At 54.5% G+C, this 18,216-nt stretch carries 14 protein-coding genes, 6 tRNA genes and 3 rRNA genes; 3 read left to right on the forward strand and 20 right to left on the reverse strand.

Going from position 1 to position 18,216, the window contains the following annotated elements; translation table 11 throughout:
• Nucleotides 1–23: 23 nt before the first annotated feature.
• From rplA to tyrS, 18 genes are all read right to left on the reverse strand, one after another.
• Complete coding sequence (gene rplA, locus GFU70_RS25775) at nucleotides 24–719, reverse strand: 50S ribosomal protein L1 (RefSeq protein WP_003186095.1); 696 nt, start codon at nucleotides 717–719, stop codon at nucleotides 24–26.
• Complete coding sequence (gene rplK, locus GFU70_RS25780) at nucleotides 719–1,150, reverse strand: 50S ribosomal protein L11 (RefSeq protein ID WP_003176435.1); 432 nt, start codon at nucleotides 1,148–1,150, stop codon at nucleotides 719–721. The genes rplA and rplK overlap by 1 nt, the downstream gene beginning before the upstream one ends.
• Before the next feature lie 117 nt (nucleotides 1,151–1,267).
• On the reverse strand, nucleotides 1,268–1,801 hold the full coding sequence (nusG, locus tag GFU70_RS25785; protein WP_003186097.1) for a transcription termination/antitermination protein NusG: 534 nt from the start codon (nucleotides 1,799–1,801) through the stop codon (nucleotides 1,268–1,270).
• Nucleotides 1,802–1,810: 9 nt separating this feature from the next.
• Nucleotides 1,811–2,179: a preprotein translocase subunit SecE gene (gene secE, locus GFU70_RS25790; RefSeq protein WP_003186101.1), complete on the reverse strand. Its 369-nt coding sequence runs from the start codon at nucleotides 2,177–2,179 to the stop codon at nucleotides 1,811–1,813.
• A 45-nt stretch (nucleotides 2,180–2,224) separates the two neighbouring features.
• A tRNA-Trp gene (locus GFU70_RS25795) sits at nucleotides 2,225–2,300 on the reverse strand.
• A gap of 53 nt (nucleotides 2,301–2,353) precedes the next feature.
• The gene (tuf, locus tag GFU70_RS25800; protein ID WP_003186103.1) at nucleotides 2,354–3,547 is read right to left on the reverse strand and encodes an elongation factor Tu; all 1,194 of its coding nucleotides are present in this window, start codon (nucleotides 3,545–3,547) and stop codon (nucleotides 2,354–2,356) included.
• Between the two features lie 84 nt (nucleotides 3,548–3,631).
• Nucleotides 3,632–3,707 (reverse strand) — tRNA-Thr (locus tag GFU70_RS25805).
• A 26-nt stretch (nucleotides 3,708–3,733) separates the two neighbouring features.
• Nucleotides 3,734–3,807, reverse strand: a tRNA-Gly gene (locus tag GFU70_RS25810).
• A gap of 24 nt (nucleotides 3,808–3,831) precedes the next feature.
• Nucleotides 3,832–3,916: transfer RNA gene (locus GFU70_RS25815), tRNA-Tyr, on the reverse strand.
• A gap of 142 nt (nucleotides 3,917–4,058) precedes the next feature.
• Nucleotides 4,059–4,514, reverse strand: coding sequence for a hypothetical protein (locus tag GFU70_RS25820; RefSeq protein WP_058545475.1), 456 nt, complete (start codon nucleotides 4,512–4,514; stop codon nucleotides 4,059–4,061).
• A 7-nt stretch (nucleotides 4,515–4,521) separates the two neighbouring features.
• Nucleotides 4,522–5,271: a pantothenate kinase gene (locus tag GFU70_RS25825; protein ID WP_058545474.1), complete on the reverse strand. Its 750-nt coding sequence runs from the start codon at nucleotides 5,269–5,271 to the stop codon at nucleotides 4,522–4,524.
• Nucleotides 5,261–6,217 carry a bifunctional biotin--[acetyl-CoA-carboxylase] ligase/biotin operon repressor BirA gene (gene birA / locus GFU70_RS25830; RefSeq protein ID WP_058545473.1) on the reverse strand — a complete coding sequence of 319 codons (957 nt, stop codon included), beginning with the start codon at nucleotides 6,215–6,217 and terminating at the stop codon, nucleotides 5,261–5,263. Before birA ends, GFU70_RS25825 begins: the two co-directional genes overlap by 11 nt.
• A gap of 132 nt (nucleotides 6,218–6,349) precedes the next feature.
• Nucleotides 6,350–6,465 (reverse strand): 5S ribosomal RNA (gene rrf / locus GFU70_RS25835).
• A 168-nt stretch (nucleotides 6,466–6,633) separates the two neighbouring features.
• Nucleotides 6,634–9,525, reverse strand: a 23S ribosomal RNA gene (locus tag GFU70_RS25840).
• 245 nt (nucleotides 9,526–9,770) lie between these two features.
• Nucleotides 9,771–9,846: transfer RNA gene (locus GFU70_RS25845), tRNA-Ala, on the reverse strand.
• A 30-nt stretch (nucleotides 9,847–9,876) separates the two neighbouring features.
• Nucleotides 9,877–9,953 (reverse strand) — tRNA-Ile (locus tag GFU70_RS25850).
• Between the two features lie 81 nt (nucleotides 9,954–10,034).
• Nucleotides 10,035–11,571 (reverse strand): 16S ribosomal RNA (locus GFU70_RS25855).
• Together the 16S, 23S and 5S rRNA genes with 2 tRNA genes alongside form the textbook arrangement of a ribosomal RNA operon.
• 561 nt (nucleotides 11,572–12,132) lie before the next feature.
• The gene (gene tyrS, locus GFU70_RS25860) at nucleotides 12,133–13,332 is read right to left on the reverse strand and encodes a tyrosine--tRNA ligase (RefSeq protein WP_153388992.1); all 1,200 of its coding nucleotides are present in this window, start codon (nucleotides 13,330–13,332) and stop codon (nucleotides 12,133–12,135) included.
• A 212-nt stretch (nucleotides 13,333–13,544) separates the two neighbouring features.
• Between tyrS and GFU70_RS25865 the strand changes: the two genes are divergently transcribed.
• Both GFU70_RS25865 and GFU70_RS25870 read left to right on the forward strand, forming a co-directional pair.
• Nucleotides 13,545–14,951, forward strand: coding sequence for a peptidoglycan DD-metalloendopeptidase family protein (locus tag GFU70_RS25865; protein WP_058542818.1), 1,407 nt, complete (start codon nucleotides 13,545–13,547; stop codon nucleotides 14,949–14,951).
• 2 nt (nucleotides 14,952–14,953) lie between these two features.
• Entirely contained in the window at nucleotides 14,954–16,045 is a 1,092-nt protein-coding gene (locus tag GFU70_RS25870; RefSeq protein WP_058542819.1) for an anhydro-N-acetylmuramic acid kinase, read from the forward strand.
• Between the two features lie 66 nt (nucleotides 16,046–16,111).
• On the opposite strand, the gene erpA is transcribed toward GFU70_RS25870, so the two are convergent.
• Entirely contained in the window at nucleotides 16,112–16,462 is a 351-nt protein-coding gene (gene erpA / locus GFU70_RS25875) for an iron-sulfur cluster insertion protein ErpA (protein ID WP_003177727.1), read from the reverse strand.
• A gap of 148 nt (nucleotides 16,463–16,610) precedes the next feature.
• Nucleotides 16,611–17,645 (reverse strand): N-acetyl-gamma-glutamyl-phosphate reductase, encoded by a 1,035-nt coding sequence (gene argC, locus GFU70_RS25880; RefSeq protein WP_153388993.1) that lies wholly within the window; start codon nucleotides 17,643–17,645, stop codon nucleotides 16,611–16,613.
• A 135-nt stretch (nucleotides 17,646–17,780) separates the two neighbouring features.
• On the opposite strand from argC, the gene hemJ reads away from it, so the two are divergent.
• Nucleotides 17,781–18,212, forward strand: coding sequence for a protoporphyrinogen oxidase HemJ (gene hemJ / locus GFU70_RS25885; RefSeq protein WP_039590834.1), 432 nt, complete (start codon nucleotides 17,781–17,783; stop codon nucleotides 18,210–18,212).
• Nucleotides 18,213–18,216 lie beyond the last annotated feature (4 nt).

Genomic DNA, 18,216 nt, shown 5'->3' on the forward strand with positions numbered 1-18,216 from the left:
GATCACTCGCGCCAACCTGAGTCTTACGCGTCGAGCGAGCTCTGATCGATGACCAGACCTGGGCCCATAGTGGTGCTCAGGGTAACGCGCTTGACGTAGATACCTTTCGAAGAAGCTGGCTTGATACGCTTCAGATCAGCGATCAGGGCTTCAACGTTTTCCTTCAGCTTGACGGCGTCGAAGCCGATCTTGCCAACGGAAGTGTGGATAATGCCGTTTTTGTCGGTGCGATAACGAACCTGACCAGCCTTGGCGTTTTTAACCGCGGTGGCTACGTCTGGCGTTACGGTGCCGACTTTAGGGTTAGGCATCAGACCACGTGGACCGAGGATCTGACCCAACTGACCTACAACGCGCATGGCATCCGGGGACGCGATCACTACGTCATAGTTCAGGTCGCCGCCCTTCATTTCAGCAGCCAGATCGTCCATGCCTACGCGATCAGCGCCAGCAGCCAGAGCAGCTTCAGCTGCTGGGCCCTGGGTGAAGACAGCTACACGAACGGTCTTGCCAGTGCCGTGTGGCAGCACGGTAGCGCTACGAACGACCTGGTCGGATTTACGTGGGTCAACGCCCAGGTTTACAGCAACGTCGAACGACTCGCTGAACTTGACAGTCGACAGCTCAGCCAGCAGAGCGGCGGCGTCTACAAAGTTGTAGGCCTTGCCTGCTTCGATTTTGCCGGCGATAGCCTTTTGACGCTTGGTCAGCTTAGCCATTACACACCCTCCACGTTAAGGCCCATGCTACGAGCAGAACCGGCGATAGTACGCACGGCTGCATCCATATCAGCTGCAGTCAGATCCGCGTTTTTGGTTTTCGCGATTTCTTCCAGCTGAGCACGGGTAACGGTGCCAACCTTAACGGTGTTTGGACGAGCGGAACCGCTGGTCAAACCTGCAGCCTTCTTCAGCAGAACCGAAGCTGGGGTGCTTTTTGTTTCGAAAGTGAAGCTACGGTCGCTGTAGACAGTGATGATCACTGGAGTCGGCAGACCTGGCTCAAGACCCTGAGTACGGGCGTTGAAGGCCTTGCAGAATTCCATGATGTTCACGCCGTGCTGACCCAGGGCAGGACCAACAGGTGGGCTTGGGTTAGCCTGAGCGGCCTTCACTTGCAGCTTGATGTAAGCGGTAATTTTCTTGGCCATGAGGCACTCCAATTACGGGTTCGAACGCCTCGAAAGGCTCCCCGGTTACTTGCGCGTTTATCCCAGTGACGACAAAACCCCACAGCCTTGGGCTGCGGGGTTGGGATGCCTGTTCAATCAGACCTTTTCGACCTGACTGAACTCTAACTCTACCGGAGTAGAGCGACCGAAAATGAGCACTGCCACTTGGATCCGGCTCTTTTCGTAGTTAACTTCTTCAACCGTGCCGTTGAAATCAGCGAATGGACCGTCGGTGACGCGTACAACCTCACCTGGTTCAAACAGTGTCTTCGGCTTCGGCTTGTCGCTACCATCAGCGACGCGACGCAGAATCGCTTCTGCCTCTTTGTCTGTGATCGGTGCAGGCTTGTCGGCGGTACCGCCAATGAAGCCCATCACCCGAGGGGTATCCTTGACCAAGTGCCAAGTCCCTTCGTTCATGTCCATCTGTACCAGCACATAGCCCGGAAAGAACTTACGTTCACTTTTGCGCTTCTGGCCATTACGCATCTCAACCACTTCTTCAGTGGGGACCAGAATCTCGCCAAAGCCATCTTCCATGCCAGCCAGCTTTACGCGCTCTACCAGCGAGCGCATGACATGCTTCTCGTAACCCGAGTAAGCATGCACAACGTACCAACGCTTAGCCACGGGACACCCTTAGCCAACAATCAAGGAAACAAGCCAGCCGAGCAGGGAATCGAGCCCCCACAACAGCAACGCCATAACCAGGACAACAGCCACAACAATCAACGTGGTCTGCGTGGTTTCTTGGCGAGTCGGCCATACGACTTTACGAATCTCGGTGCGAGCTTCCTTAGCGAGTACAAAGAAAGACTTGCCCTTGGCTGTTTGCAGGCCTACAAAGGCAGCTACAGCAGCAATGGCAAGCAAAGCGAGTACACGGTACAGGATCGGCGAAGCAGAGTAATACTGATTGCCAACAACGCCAACAACCACCAAAGCGACTACCACTAGCCACTTGAGCAGATCGAAGCGAGAGCCTTGAGCTTCAGCTTTAGGAGTCATCTATGAAGATCCTGTGAAAAGAAAGCCAGACACACCAAGTGAATCTGGCAGGTCAGGAGGGAATCGAACCCCCAACCTACGGTTTTGGAGACCGTCGCTCTGCCAATTGAGCTACTGACCTAAAACAAAATCAGGCCGACCATTATGCCGGCCCGAAAAAGACATTACAACTGTTTACTCGATAACTTTGGCTACGACGCCAGCGCCGACGGTACGACCGCCTTCACGGATAGCGAAACGCAGACCGTCTTCCATCGCGATGGTCTTGATCAGAGTGACAGTCATCTGGATGTTGTCACCTGGCATTACCATTTCAACGCCTTCTGGCAGCTCGCAGTTACCAGTCACGTCAGTTGTACGGAAGTAGAACTGTGGACGGTAGCCTTTGAAGAACGGAGTATGACGGCCGCCTTCTTCCTTGCTCAGAACGTAAACTTCTGCGGTGAACTTGGTGTGCGGCTTGACGGTGCCTGGCTTGACCAGAACCTGGCCACGCTCAACGTCGTCACGCTTGGTGCCGCGCAGCAGCACGCCGCAGTTCTCGCCAGCACGACCTTCGTCGAGCAGCTTGCGGAACATTTCAACGCCGGTGCAGGTAGTTTTCTGAGTGTCGCGCAGACCGACGATCTCAACTTCTTCCTGGATACGGACGATGCCACGCTCAACACGACCAGTCACAACAGTACCGCGACCGGAGATCGAGAATACGTCTTCGATTGGCATCAGGAACGGCTTGTCGATAGCACGCTCTGGCTCTGGGATGTAGCTGTCCAGAGTTTCCACCAGCTTCTTGACAGCAGTGGTGCCCATTTCGTTGTCGTCTTGGCCGTTCAGAGCCATCAGAGCCGAACCGATGATGATTGGAGTGTCATCACCTGGGAAGTCGTAAGTGCTCAGCAGGTCGCGCACTTCCATCTCAACCAGTTCCAGCAGCTCAGCGTCGTCAACCATGTCAGCCTTGTTCAGGAAGACAACGATGTACGGAACGCCTACCTGACGGGACAGCAGGATGTGCTCACGGGTTTGTGGCATCGGACCATCAGCGGCCGAGCAAACCAGGATCGCGCCATCCATCTGGGCAGCACCAGTGATCATGTTTTTTACGTAGTCGGCGTGACCTGGGCAGTCAACGTGTGCGTAGTGACGCACGGCCGAATCGTATTCAACGTGAGCGGTGTTGATGGTGATACCGCGAGCTTTCTCTTCCGGGGCGCTGTCGATCTTGTCGAAGTCAACCTTGGCCGAACCGAAAACTTCGGAGCAGACACGGGTCAGAGCAGCGGTCAGCGTGGTTTTACCGTGGTCAACGTGACCGATGGTACCAACATTGACGTGCGGCTTATTACGTTCGAACTTTTCCTTAGCCATCGAAATCACCCCTAGGAGAAGAATTTAGCGAGTCACACAAGCCATTAAAACAAAGGCAGATATTTTCATATCTGCCTTGTTATATGGAGCTCTTGAGCGGATTTGAACCGCTGACCTCACCCTTACCAAGGGTGTGCTCTACCAACTGAGCTACAAGAGCGAAACACTTTGCACAACCTGCAAACTTGGAGCGGGTAGCGGGAATCGAACCCGCATCATCAGCTTGGAAGGCTGAGGTTCTACCACTAAACTATACCCGCGGAGCTTGCAGCTCACGCTAAAAATGGTGGAGGGGGAAGGATTCGAACCTTCGAAGTCGTAGACGTCAGATTTACAGTCTGATCCCTTTGGCCGCTCGGGAACCCCTCCTAAGCGAGCCGGCATTCTATATCATGCCAGCCTTCTGTCAAGCATTTTCTCATTAAAAACCTGAGGTTAGCTGCGTTGACGTCGCTTCGTATCGCTAGCCTTTAAAGGTCTTCGCTGCGAAGCGGGCGCCATTCTATGCAAACTACCCAGCGGGTGCAACCCCCTCGCATGGCATTATTTTATGTTTTAACTCATTGAATTCTTTAGAAAGGTTTTGAAGCAACGTTTCATTCACCCTTCCCGCGCTTTCCTGGGAAACCTGAACCCAGAATCCCCCACCCTCGGGGAGGTTTGGCGAGTTCGACGCAGCAGAACGACCTACGACGCCCGAGGCAGCCAATCGCTGCTCCAGCTGCCTGGCCAGCTCCGGACGCACAAAACCACCCAAGTAAATACAGGTCTTTTGCGCCTCGCCGGATTTACCCAAGTCGCGCCTGACAAGTGCATCCGCCGTTTCGCTCAGAAGGTGAATATCCTGCTGCGAACCGCGGTACAAACTGAGCGGAGTCACATCCTTGGCGCGAAGTGGGGCCTCCTGCTGATGCCAGATGTAGTAGAAGACATTCAGAACCAGCAACAATAGAAACAACCACCGCATAGAAACCTCAAGACAAAGGACAGGCCATCGCCAAACCGACAAAAACCAGGTCGGGCACCACCTTGGCATCAGGAACAACCCCGGAAACCAGATTGGCGTCCCCCCCTGTGAGAAACACCACGAAATCCTTTCCCCAATATTGCTGCGCCATTTCAAGCTGAGTCAGGACAAACCCTCTGAGCATCAGCATGCAACCGCGCTCGACCGCCTCGACAGTTGTCCGACCTGGAGCAAGACTCTCATGGGCTCGCTCGGCTGCCATATCGTCGTAGCGAATTCTTCGCGTATGGGTACGCAATTGGTTACGCATCAAAGGCATGCCCGGACAAATAAATCCGCCGAGATGCTCACCGTCCGCTGCCACAAAATCAGCCGTAATGGCAGTACCAAAATCAAGGACCAGACACGCACCTGAAGCAAGATGAAACCCACCCAGCAAGGCCAGCCATCGATCAAGCCCCAGCCGCTCATAGTCCTGGTAGCCGTTTTTCACCCCCGCCATTTCCCGAGCAGGCGCAGCACGCGTTACCGACACTCCAAACACATCAACTAGAGAGGCGACCAATAAATCCGTCTCCTCCAGGGTCCTTACGCTAACAAGACGACATTTCTTGAGCTGGAACTTCTCGGCATTACTCAGGCTCACCAACAAATCGTTGTCAGAGCTGACCACGCCACCTTCGACCGGCGTCACTCCGTCGGAACGAAGAACACGCCATTTGATAAAGCTATTGCCGCAGTCAAGCTCAAGAATCATCACGCAACCTCAGACTGAGCTCACCACCGCTAAAGTTTTTTTCCACACCCTCTACCTTCAAACGCAGCGCACCCTGGTGATCAATGCCCAGCACAATACCGTCAATTTTATTAACACCGGCAATCAGGGAGACAGCCCTTCCCTGCCAAAGATGATATTGCTCCCACTCCGACTGGATTGCGGCAAACCCAGATGCATGATGAAGCTTCAGATAGTGCTGAAGCTTCGCCCCCAATCGTGCTACCAACTCGTTTCGATCAAAATCCCTGCCTGCCTCAAGACACATGGATGTCCATTGCTGGTCGACCTCATCAGTCGATTGCATATTCACATTAATCCCCACACCCAGGACAACATGGCAAACGTCGGCAGGATCCCCGACCAACTCAAGCAAAATGCCGGCGATCTTTTTCTCTCCAACCAGGACATCATTAGGCCATTTCAGCCCCGCCTCAGCGATCCCCATATCACGCAGGGCGTGCATGACAGCAAGCCCAACGACCAGACTCAGCCCTTCAATCTGTCGCATGCCGCCATCAATGCGTAACACCAGGCTATGGTAGAGGTTTTCGGCAAACGGACTGACCCACTTACGGCCACGACGACCGCGACCGGCGATCTGTCGCTCAGCCAGAACCATGAACGGCGCTGTCGCCCCACGCTCGATGAAACGCAGCGCCTCTGCGTTGGTAGAGTCGATAGTGTCGAAGATATGGACAGGCCACTCATGAAGGCCTTTTGCGCAAATCTCTGCAGCATCCAAAAGCACCAGGGGCTTAGCCAACTGATACCCCCTACCTCGAACCTTATGAACAGAAAGCCCTATTTCTGCTTCCAAGTGCTGCAATTGCTTCCATACAGCACTACGACTGATACCCAGCGCAGCACCCAGCGCCTGCCCTGAATGAAAGCGACCATCCTTCAGAAGTTTTAGCAACGTGAGCATGCGGACTGCGCCTGATAATGAGGCCCGCATGATAGCCATGCGCAAGACAGTTGCATAGAAACACAAAGTGACTTCCCCGCAGGCAAAACAAAACCCCTACCTGCGTCAGCAGATAGGGGTTTCGGAATTTAATCTTGACGATGACCTACTCTCACATGGGGAAACCCCACACTACCATCGGCGATGCATCGTTTCACTGCTGAGTTCGGGATGGGATCAGGTGGTTCCAATGCTCTATGGTCGTCAAGAAATTCGGTAGCCGGTGCGTGCCTTGCGGTCACGTGCCAGCGAATGGGTATGCGATAGTTTGTGTGTTGCTGGTGAGTTCTCGAACTTTCGGTTCGTTTCGTCTTCACACACCGCAATCTGGTCTCTTTGCTTTTCAGCTTGGAGCATACAAATTGCTTGGGTGTTATATGGTCAAGCCTCACGGGCAATTAGTACAGGTTAGCTCAACGCCTCACAGCGCTTACACACCCTGCCTATCAACGTCGTAGTCTTCGACGGCCCTTCAGGGGACTCAAGGTCCCAGTGAGATCTCATCTTGAGGCAAGTTTCCCGCTTAGATGCTTTCAGCGGTTATCTTTTCCGAACATAGCTACCCGGCAATGCCACTGGCGTGACAACCGGAACACCAGAGGTTCGTCCACTCCGGTCCTCTCGTACTAGGAGCAGCCCCTCTCAAATCTCAAACGTCCACGGCAGATAGGGACCGAACTGTCTCACGACGTTCTAAACCCAGCTCGCGTACCACTTTAAATGGCGAACAGCCATACCCTTGGGACCGGCTTCAGCCCCAGGATGTGATGAGCCGACATCGAGGTGCCAAACACCGCCGTCGATATGAACTCTTGGGCGGTATCAGCCTGTTATCCCCGGAGTACCTTTTATCCGTTGAGCGATGGCCCTTCCATACAGAACCACCGGATCACTAAGACCTACTTTCGTACCTGCTCGACGTGTCTGTCTCGCAGTCAAGCGCGCTTTTGCCTTTATACTCTACGACCGATTTCCGACCGGTCTGAGCGCACCTTCGTACTCCTCCGTTACTCTTTAGGAGGAGACCGCCCCAGTCAAACTACCCACCATACACTGTCCTCGATCCGGATAACGGACCTGAGTTAGAACCTCAAAGTTGCCAGGGTGGTATTTCAAGGATGGCTCCACGCGAACTGGCGTCCACGCTTCAAAGCCTCCCACCTATCCTACACAAGCAAATTCAAAGTCCAGTGCAAAGCTATAGTAAAGGTTCACGGGGTCTTTCCGTCTAGCCGCGGATACACTGCATCTTCACAGCGATTTCAATTTCACTGAGTCTCGGGTGGAGACAGCGCCGCCATCGTTACGCCATTCGTGCAGGTCGGAACTTACCCGACAAGGAATTTCGCTACCTTAGGACCGTTATAGTTACGGCCGCCGTTTACCGGGGCTTCGATCAAGAGCTTCGCGTTAGCTAACCCCATCAATTAACCTTCCGGCACCGGGCAGGCGTCACACCCTATACGTCCACTTTCGTGTTTGCAGAGTGCTGTGTTTTTAATAAACAGTCGCAGCGGCCTGGTATCTTCGACCGGCGTGGGCTTACGCAGCAAGTGCTTCACCCTCACCGGCGCACCTTCTCCCGAAGTTACGGTGCCATTTTGCCTAGTTCCTTCACCCGAGTTCTCTCAAGCGCCTTGGTATTCTCTACCCAACCACCTGTGTCGGTTTGGGGTACGGTTCCTGGTTACCTGAAGCTTAGAAGCTTTTCTTGGAAGCATGGCATCAACCACTTCGTCACCCAAAGGGTAACTCGTCATCAGCTCTCGGCCTTAGAATCCCGGATTTACCTAAGATTCCAGCCTACCACCTTAAACTTGGACAACCAACGCCAAGCTGGCCTAGCCTTCTCCGTCCCTCCATCGCAATAACCAGAAGTACAGGAATATTAACCTGTTTTCCATCGACTACGCTTTTCAGCCTCGCCTTAGGGACCGACTAACCCTGCGTCGATTAACGTTGCGCAGGAAACCTTGGTCTTTCGGCGTGGGTGTTTTTCACACCCATTGTCGTTACTCATGTCAGCATTCGCACTTCTGATACCTCCAGCAAGCTTCTCAACTCACCTTCACAGGCTTACAGAACGCTCCTCTACCGCATCACTTGCGTGATACCCGTAGCTTCGGTGTATGGTTTGAGCCCCGTTACATCTTCCGCGCAGGCCGACTCGACTAGTGAGCTATTACGCTTTCTTTAAAGGGTGGCTGCTTCTAAGCCAACCTCCTAGCTGTCTAAGCCTTCCCACATCGTTTCCCACTTAACCATAACTTTGGGACCTTAGCTGACGGTCTGGGTTGTTTCCCTTTTCACGACGGACGTTAGCACCCGCCGTGTGTCTCCCATGCTCGGCACTTGTAGGTATTCGGAGTTTGCATCGGTTTGGTAAGTCGGGATGACCCCCTAGCCGAAACAGTGCTCTACCCCCTACAGTGATACATGAGGCGCTACCTAAATAGCTTTCGAGGAGAACCAGCTATCTCCGAGCTTGATTAGCCTTTCACTCCGATCCACAGGTCATCCGCTAACTTTTCAACGGTAGTCGGTTCGGTCCTCCAGTCAGTGTTACCTAACCTTCAACCTGCCCATGGATAGATCGCCCGGTTTCGGGTCTATTCCCAGCGACTAGACGCCCTATTAAGACTCGCTTTCGCTACGCCTCCCCTATTCGGTTAAGCTCGCCACTGAAAATAAGTCGCTGACCCATTATACAAAAGGTACGCAGTCACCCAACAAAGTGGGCTCCCACTGCTTGTACGCATACGGTTTCAGGATCTATTTCACTCCCCTCTCCGGGGTTCTTTTCGCCTTTCCCTCACGGTACTAGTTCACTATCGGTCAGTCAGTAGTATTTAGCCTTGGAGGATGGTCCCCCCATATTCAGACAAAGTTTCTCGTGCTCCGTCCTACTCGATTTCACTTCTAAGATCCTTTCGCGTACAGGGCTATCACCCACTATGGCCGCACTTTCCAGAGCGTTCCGCTAAAATCAAAGAAGCTTAAGGGCTAGTCCCCGTTCGCTCGCCACTACTAAGGGAATCTCGGTTGATTTCTTTTCCTCAGGGTACTTAGATGTTTCAGTTCCCCTGGTTCGCCTCTTGCACCTATGTATTCAGTACAAGATAACCATCTTATGATGGCTGGGTTCCCCCATTCAGACATCTCCGGATCAAAGTCTGTTTGCCGACTCCCCGAAGCTTTTCGCAGGCTACCACGTCTTTCATCGCCTCTGACTGCCAAGGCATCCACCGTATGCGCTTCTTCACTTGACCATATAACCCCAAGCAATCTGGTTATACTGTGAAGACGACATTCGCCGAAAATTCGATCTTGCTCAAAGAGCAACTCACAAATTTTACCTTAGCCTGATCCGTTACCAGTGAAAGTAACGTTCAGTCTATCTTTCTATCACATACCCAAATTTTTAAAGAACGAACTAGTCAAAGACTAGAAATCAACATTCACCATCGAACCGATGGAATGCTCATTTCTAAGCTTTATACAATCGAAGCAGTAGTGGTGGAGCCAAGCGGGATCGAACCGCTGACCTCCTGCGTGCAAGGCAGGCGCTCTCCCAGCTGAGCTATGGCCCCGTATTTCTACAGGCGTTTCCCACACAAAATTGGTGGGTCTGGGCAGATTCGAACTGCCGACCTCACCCTTATCAGGGGTGCGCTCTAACCAACTGAGCTACAGACCCAATTTCGGGCTGCTTCTTTCGTCTTCTTCAATGAATCAAGCAATTCGTGTGGGAGCTCATGGAGCAGCTGCGGTCGTCGATTAAGGAGGTGATCCAGCCGCAGGTTCCCCTACGGCTACCTTGTTACGACTTCACCCCAGTCATGAATCACACCGTGGTAACCGTCCCCCCGAAGGTTAGACTAGCTACTTCTGGTGCAACCCACTCCCATGGTGTGACGGGCGGTGTGTACAAGGCCCGGGAACGTATTCACCGCGACATTCTGATTCGCGATTACTAGCGATTCCGACTTCACGCAGTCGAGTTGCAGACTGCGATCCGGACTACGATCGGTTTTGTGGGATTAGCTCCACCTCGCGGCTTGGCAACCCTCTGTACCGACCATTGTAGCACGTGTGTAGCCCAGGCCGTAAGGGCCATGATGACTTGACGTCATCCCCACCTTCCTCCGGTTTGTCACCGGCAGTCTCCTTAGAGTGCCCACCATAACGTGCTGGTAACTAAGGACAAGGGTTGCGCTCGTTACGGGACTTAACCCAACATCTCACGACACGAGCTGACGACAGCCATGCAGCACCTGTCTCAATGTTCCCGAAGGCACCAATCCATCTCTGGAAAGTTCATTGGATGTCAAGGCCTGGTAAGGTTCTTCGCGTTGCTTCGAATTAAACCACATGCTCCACCGCTTGTGCGGGCCCCCGTCAATTCATTTGAGTTTTAACCTTGCGGCCGTACTCCCCAGGCGGTCAACTTAATGCGTTAGCTGCGCCACTAAGAGCTCAAGGCTCCCAACGGCTAGTTGACATCGTTTACGGCGTGGACTACCAGGGTATCTAATCCTGTTTGCTCCCCACGCTTTCGCACCTCAGTGTCAGTATCAGTCCAGGTGGTCGCCTTCGCCACTGGTGTTCCTTCCTATATCTACGCATTTCACCGCTACACAGGAAATTCCACCACCCTCTACCATACTCTAGCTCGACAGTTTTGAATGCAGTTCCCAGGTTGAGCCCGGGGATTTCACATCCAACTTAACGAACCACCTACGCGCGCTTTACGCCCAGTAATTCCGATTAACGCTTGCACCCTCTGTATTACCGCGGCTGCTGGCACAGAGTTAGCCGGTGCTTATTCTGTCGGTAACGTCAAAACACTAACGTATTAGGTTAATGCCCTTCCTCCCAACTTAAAGTGCTTTACAATCCGAAGACCTTCTTCACACACGCGGCATGGCTGGATCAGGCTTTCGCCCATTGTCCAATATTCCCCACTGCTGCCTCCCGTAGGAGTCTGGACCGTGTCTCAGTTCCAGTGTGACTGATCATCCTCTCAGACCAGTTACGGATCGTCGCCTTGGTGAGCCATTACCCCACCAACTAGCTAATCCGACCTAGGCTCATCTGATAGCGCAAGGCCCGAAGGTCCCCTGCTTTCTCCCGTAGGACGTATGCGGTATTAGCGTCCGTTTCCGAGCGTTATCCCCCACTACCAGGCAGATTCCTAGGCATTACTCACCCGTCCGCCGCTCTCAAGAGGTGCAAGCACCTCTCTACCGCTCGACTTGCATGTGTTAGGCCTGCCGCCAGCGTTCAATCTGAGCCATGATCAAACTCTTCAGTTCAAACATCTTTGGGTTTTGAGAAAACCCTAAACTTGGCTCAGCAATCGTTGGTTACATCTTTGATTTCTCGCGGAGTAACTTGTGATGCTGATAATCTGTTGACTAGCAGTCTGACTCCACAAACACCCACACGAATTGCTTGATTCAGTTGTTAAAGAGCGGCTGGCTGAGTCTTTCGTCTCAACCGAGGCGCGCATTCTACAGCGCCCCGTGCATCTGTCAAGCGGTTATTTTAAGAAGTTTTCAAAGTTTCGCTTCGGAAACATCAACAACTTCAACCACTTGCGCTTCCGATCTCTCGTTAGCGGGAGGCGAATTCTACAGCGTTACTCGCTGCTGTCAACACCTCTTTTTCACCGCTTTCGACCGAGAAGATCGAACCGCCGATAGAGCCAAACAACACTGCTCTACCTGCTCATTCCGGGCTTCGATGAACTGAAGCCCAACACCTTCGAAACTTACTTAACTCATTGAATCTCAAGGAGTTTTCCGTTTCGACTGCGCCGGAAGTGGGGCGAATTATAGACTTCCAGAATCTGCCGTCAACCCCTACTTTCACCTTTATTCAGATTTCAGCGTAATACGCGCGAAAGCCTTCTTGCCAGCCTGGCATACATGAGTAGAACCCAGCTCATATATATAGGTGCGATCCACAACCTCACCATCTATACGCACACCACCCGAACCCAGGAGGTCTCGCGCCACCGCCGCGTTCTTGACCAGACCCGCCTTGTTAAGAACTGCCGCAATCGGCATATCCTCGGCTGCAGTCAGCTCGATCTCCGGCAAATCGTCCGGAAGCTCGCCATCCTTCATACGATTACCCGCCGCACGATGGGCATTGGCCGCAGCCTCTTCACCATGGAAACGAGCAACGATCTCTTCGGCCAGCTTGATCTTGATGTCTCGCGGATTGGCCCCTGCCTCTACATCGGCACGGAACGCATTGATCTCATCCATGGACCGGAAGCTCAACAACTCGAAGTAGCGCCACATCAACACATCGGGAATGGAGACCAGTTTGCTGTACATGACGCCCGGCGCTTCCTGGATGCCTACGTAGTTGCCCAGCGACTTGGACATCTTCTTCACGCCATCCAGACCTTCGAGCAGTGGCATGGTCAGGATGCACTGCGCCTCCTGCCCATAACCGCGCTGCAGTTCACGCCCCATCAACAGATTGAACTTCTGGTCTGTACCGCCGAGTTCAACGTCCGCGCGCAACGCGACCGAGTCATAACCCTGTACAAGCGGGTAAAGAAACTCATGAATGGCAATTGGCTGATTGGTTTTATAGCGCTTGTCGAAATCATCGCGCTCGAGCATACGGGCCACGGTGTACTGGGACGTCAGGCGAATGAAATCCGCCGGCCCCATCTGATCCATCCAAGTGGAGTTGAAAGCCACTTCGGTCTTGGCCGGATCAAGAATCTTGAAAACCTGAGTCTTGTAGGTCTCGGCGTTATCGAGAACCTGCTCACGGGTCAGCGGCGGGCGCGTAGCGCTCTTGCCACTCGGATCACCGATCATCCCGGTGAAGTCACCTATAAGGAAGATGACCTGGTGCCCCAGATCCTGGAACTGGCGCAGCTTATTAATAAGCACGGTATGACCCAGGTGCAGATCGGGTGCCGTCGGATCGAAACCAGCCTTGATACGCAGCGGCTGCCCGCGCTTGAGCTTTTCGATCAGCTCGGACTCGACCAACAGTTCTTCCGCACCACGTTTGATCAGCGCTAGCTGCTCTTCAACCGACTTCATAACAGACCCGTAAGGCTCAGATTCAAAGGGCCCCAACCATACAAGATCGCGCACCAAATACAAGGTTTGCCCGGCGCGCGTACACCAATCCACAGAACAGAGCGTCCGCGGGCTTGCTTCGCAGGGGTTTTGGTTATATTTTATACAGTTATTTCATCTTCATCATGTCATTCATCTTTTCCAATCCATCTTTTCAAAAGTCAAAATTACCTATGACCACAGAACCGTCTAAAGCGCCACCGCTTTACCCAAAGACCCACCTGCTTGCCGCAAGCGGTATTGCAGCCCTCCTTAGCCTGGCGCTCCTGGTGTTTCCCTCCAGCGATGTTGAAGCCAAAAAGACGACTCTGAGTCTTGAACTGGAAAGCCCTGCTGATCAACTGACACAAGAACAAGACGCCGCCGAAGCCGTTCAAGCCACAAACGAAGCGGCCGCCTCTCCCTTTGCGCAGATTGAAAACAGCCCAGAGGCCACCGCCCAGGCAGAAGCGCCTGTGGCAGAAGAAAAGAAAGGACCGGACCATCGCGAAGTGATTGTTGCCAAGGGCGACACACTATCCACCCTCTTCGAAAAGGTTGGCCTACCCCCAACCTCGGTCCATGAAGTCCTGGCCAGCAACAAGCAAGCCAAGCAGTTCACTCAACTGCAACGCGGCCAGAAACTTGAATTCGAACTCAGTCCAGACGGACAGCTGAATAACCTGCACACCCAGCTGAGCGATCTGGAAAGCATCACCGTAACCAGAAACGACAAGGGTTACGCATTCAACCGCGTCATTACCAAACCTACCGTCCGCTCGGCCTATGCTCATGGTGTCATTAACAGCTCATTATCTCAGTCGGCCGCACGCGCCGGCCTTTCCCACAGCCTGACCATGGACATGGCCAACGTATTCGGCTACGACATCGACTTCGCCCAGGACATTCGCCAGGGAGACGAATTCGACGTCATCTATGAGCAGAAAATGGTCAATGGAAAGAGCGTCGGCAACGGCCCGATTCTCTCTGCGCGCTTCACCAACCGCGGCAAGACATATACCGCCGTGCGCTACACCAACAAGCAAGGCAACAGCAGCTACTACACCGCCGATGGCAACAGCATGCGCAAGGCGTTCATCCGTACGCCGGTTGATTTCGCTCGCATCAGCTCGAAGTTCTCCGTGGGCCGCAAGCATCCGATCCTGAACAAGATTCGCGCCCATAAAGGTGTCGACTACGCAGCTCCCCGTGGCACGCCAATCAAGGCCGCCGGCGACGGCAAGGTATTGCTGGCCGGCCGTCGCGGCGGTTATGGCAATACCGTGATCATCCAGCATGGCAATACCTACCGCACGCTTTACGGCCACATGCAAGGTTTTGCCAAAGGCGTGAAGACAGGCGGCACCGTCAAGCAAGGCCAGATCATCGGATACATCGGCACTACCGGCCTGTCCACCGGCCCGCACTTGCACTATGAGTTCCAGGTCAATGGGGTCCACGTCGATCCGCTTGGCCAGAAATTGCCGATGGCCGATCCGATCGCCAAAGCTGAGCGCGCACGCTTTTTGGCCCAAAGCCAACCCTTGATGGCTCGTATGGATCAAGAGAAAGCCACCATGCTGGCCTCGAGCAAGCGCTAAGCATGGCGCTCTATATCGGCGTGATGTCCGGGACCAGCCTGGATGGCCTGGATATCGCACTGATCGAACTGACCCCGGCGATCAAATTGATCGCCACGCACTACATCCCGATGCCCGCCACCCTGCACACCGAATTGCTCGGTTTGTGCAGCAGCGGACCCGACGAGATCGCTCGATCCGCCGTTGCCCAGCAAAGCTGGGTAAAACTGGCCGCACAGGGTATCCATACCCTGCTCGATGAACAGAAACTCAAGCCTGACGACATCACAGCGGTTGGCAGCCACGGCCAGACCATCCGCCATGAACCAGCCCGCGGATTTACCGTACAGATCGGCAATCCAGCCTTATTGAGCGAGTTGACCGGCATCGCCGTCGTCAGCGATTTCCGCAGTCGTGATGTCGCCGCTGGCGGACAAGGCGCACCACTGGTTCCGGCGTTTCACGAAGCATTGTTCGAAGAACGAGTCGGCAATCGCGCCGTGCTGAATGTCGGCGGTTTCAGCAATCTCAGCCTGATAGAGCCCGCAAAACCTGTAGCCGGTTTCGACTGTGGCCCAGGCAACGTATTGCTCGATGCCTGGATACATCAACAACGAGGCGACCGTTTCGATCGCGACGGTCAATGGGCTGCCAGCGGGAAGGTCGAGCCAGTTCTACTCAAGACGCTGCTCAACGACCCCTTCTTCGTCACCAAGGGTCCGAAAAGTACCGGGCGCGAAGTATTCAACCTGCCTTGGCTGATACAGCATTTGTCTCAGTTGCCAGCCTTCGCCCCGGAAGACGTGCAGGCAACGTTGCTCGAACTGACAGCCCTGACCATCGTCGAATCACTCCAACATGCCCAGCCCGATACTCAGGAGTTGCTGGTCTGTGGCGGCGGTGCGCACAACCAGGCGCTCATGAGGCGCTTGGCTGACTTGCTGCCGGATGCCAAAGTCAGCAGTACGGCGGTGTACGGCGTAGACCCGGATTGGGTTGAAGCCATGGCTTTCGCCTGGCTTGCCCATTGTTGCCTTGAAGGTATTCCAGGCAACCGCCCAAGTGTCACCGGCGCCCGTGGGCTGCGCGTACTCGGCGCTATCTATCCGGCCTGAATCCGTTATTGCGGACAAAAAAACGCCGCAGGACCTTAAGGCACTGCGGCATTTTTATTGAAGCGCTCAGATCGAGAATGAAGAACCGCACCCACAGGTCGTGGTCGCGTTAGGGTTCTTGATCACGAAACGCGAGCCTTCCAGGCCTTCCTGATAATCCACCTCGGCACCTGCCAGGTACTGGAAGCTCATCGGATCGACCACCAGGCTGACCCCTTCGCGCTCGACGATGGTGTCATCTTCGGCCACTTCTTCATCAAAAGTGAAGCCGTACTGAAAACCGGAACAACCGCCGCCCGTTACAAACACGCGCAGCTTCAAACGATCATTGCCCTCTTCATCGACCAGGCTCTTCACCTTGTGCGCGGCACCGTGGGTGAATTGCAAAGCCGTGGGGGTGAAGGTTTCGACGCTCATGCTGAATATCTCCCGGCGCTTACGCCGCCATAATGCGTGATGGCGGGCATTATCCGCTTCTCCTAGAAAATCGGTCAACTATTTAGAAGAGCAGCGGCAAACTACAAGCTCAAGCGTGTAGCTGCCAACTTGAAGCGTGTGACTACCGTTACGGCAGCATCCCCGCGTGGGACAGCCCCAGGCGCTCATCCAGCCCGAACAGGATGTTCAAGTTCTGCACTGCCTGGCCAGACGCGCCCTTGACCAAGTTATCGATGACTGACAACACCACCACCAGATCGCCGTCCTGCGGACGATGCACAGCGATCCGGCAAACGTTCGCACCGCGCACACTGCGGGTTTCTGGATGGCTGCCGGCCGGCATCACGTCGACGAACGGTTCGTTGGCGTAACGCTTTTCAAACAAAGCCTGCAGGTCCACCGACCGATCGACGACGGTTGCATAAAGAGTGGAGTGGATGCCACGAATCATCGGCGTCAGGTGGGGCACGAAGGTCAGCCCGACTTCCTTGCCCGCGGCCCGGCGCAATCCCTGGCGAATTTCCGGGAGGTGGCGATGCCCCTTGACCGCGTATGCCTTCATGCTTTCCGACGTCTCGGAGTACAGCGAGCCGACACTGGCTCCGCGCCCGGCACCGCTGACACCGGATTTGCAATCGGCAATCAGACGCGAAGCATCGGCAAGACCGGCCTCAAGCAGCGGCAGGAACCCCAACTGTGTGGCCGTCGGATAGCAACCCGGCACGGCGATCAATCGTGCCTGTTTGATTTTCTCGCGATTGACTTCCGGCAATCCATAGACCGCCTCGACGAGCAGATCTGGCGCGCCGTGAGGCTGGCCATACCACTTGGCCCATTCATCGGCGTCCTGCAGGCGGAAGTCCGCCGATAGGTCGATGACCTTGGTCCCGGCTGCCAGCAGTTCACCTGCCAAGGCATGGGCGACGCCATGGGGCGTGGCGAAGAACACCACATCGCAGGCACCGAGGGTCTTGATGTCCGGAACGCTGAACGCCAGGCCGTCGTAATGGCCTCGCAGGTTCGGGTACATGTCGGCGACGGCCAGGCCGGCCTCGGATCGGGAGGTGATGACCACCACCTCAGCCTGCGGGTGCTGTGCCAGCAGACGCAGCAGTTCGACACCGGTGTAACCCGTGCCGCCGACGATACCGACCTTGACCATAAACCTGCCCTCAACGAACCCACTGGAAAGCCGTCGATGATAGGGGCCGCAAGGCGCGGCGACAACCGTCAAGGTGACGTGTGGCCGCTCTAACCTCTACTATCAGGCTACCGTGAATTCTGGGAATAACTAAAAATGCTCTATCTGTGGCTCAAAGCACTTCACATCGTCAGCATGGTCTGCTGGTTCGCCGGTCTGTTCTACCTGCCTCGCCTGTTTGTCTATCACGCCCAAAGCGAGGACAGCGTCAGCAAAGAACGTTTCAGCGTCATGGAGCGCAAGTTGTACCGCGGCATCATGGGTCCGGCGATGATTGCCACCCTGGTATTCGGCATCTGGCTGCTCAGCCTCAACGCCAGCGCCTACTTCACCCAAGGTGGCTGGATGCACGCCAAGCTGACCCTGGTCGTGCTGCTAATCGGTTACCACCATATGTGCGGCGCCCAGGTGAAGCGTTTCGCCCGTGGCGAAAACACCCGCAGCCATGTCTTTTATCGCTGGTTCAATGAAGTGCCGGTTCTGATATTGCTGGCTATCGTAATTCTGGTCGTGGTCCGGCCGTTCTAACCTC

Source organism: Pseudomonas brassicacearum (assembly GCF_009601685.2).
Taxonomy (GTDB): domain Bacteria; phylum Pseudomonadota; class Gammaproteobacteria; order Pseudomonadales; family Pseudomonadaceae; genus Aquipseudomonas; species Aquipseudomonas kilonensis_B.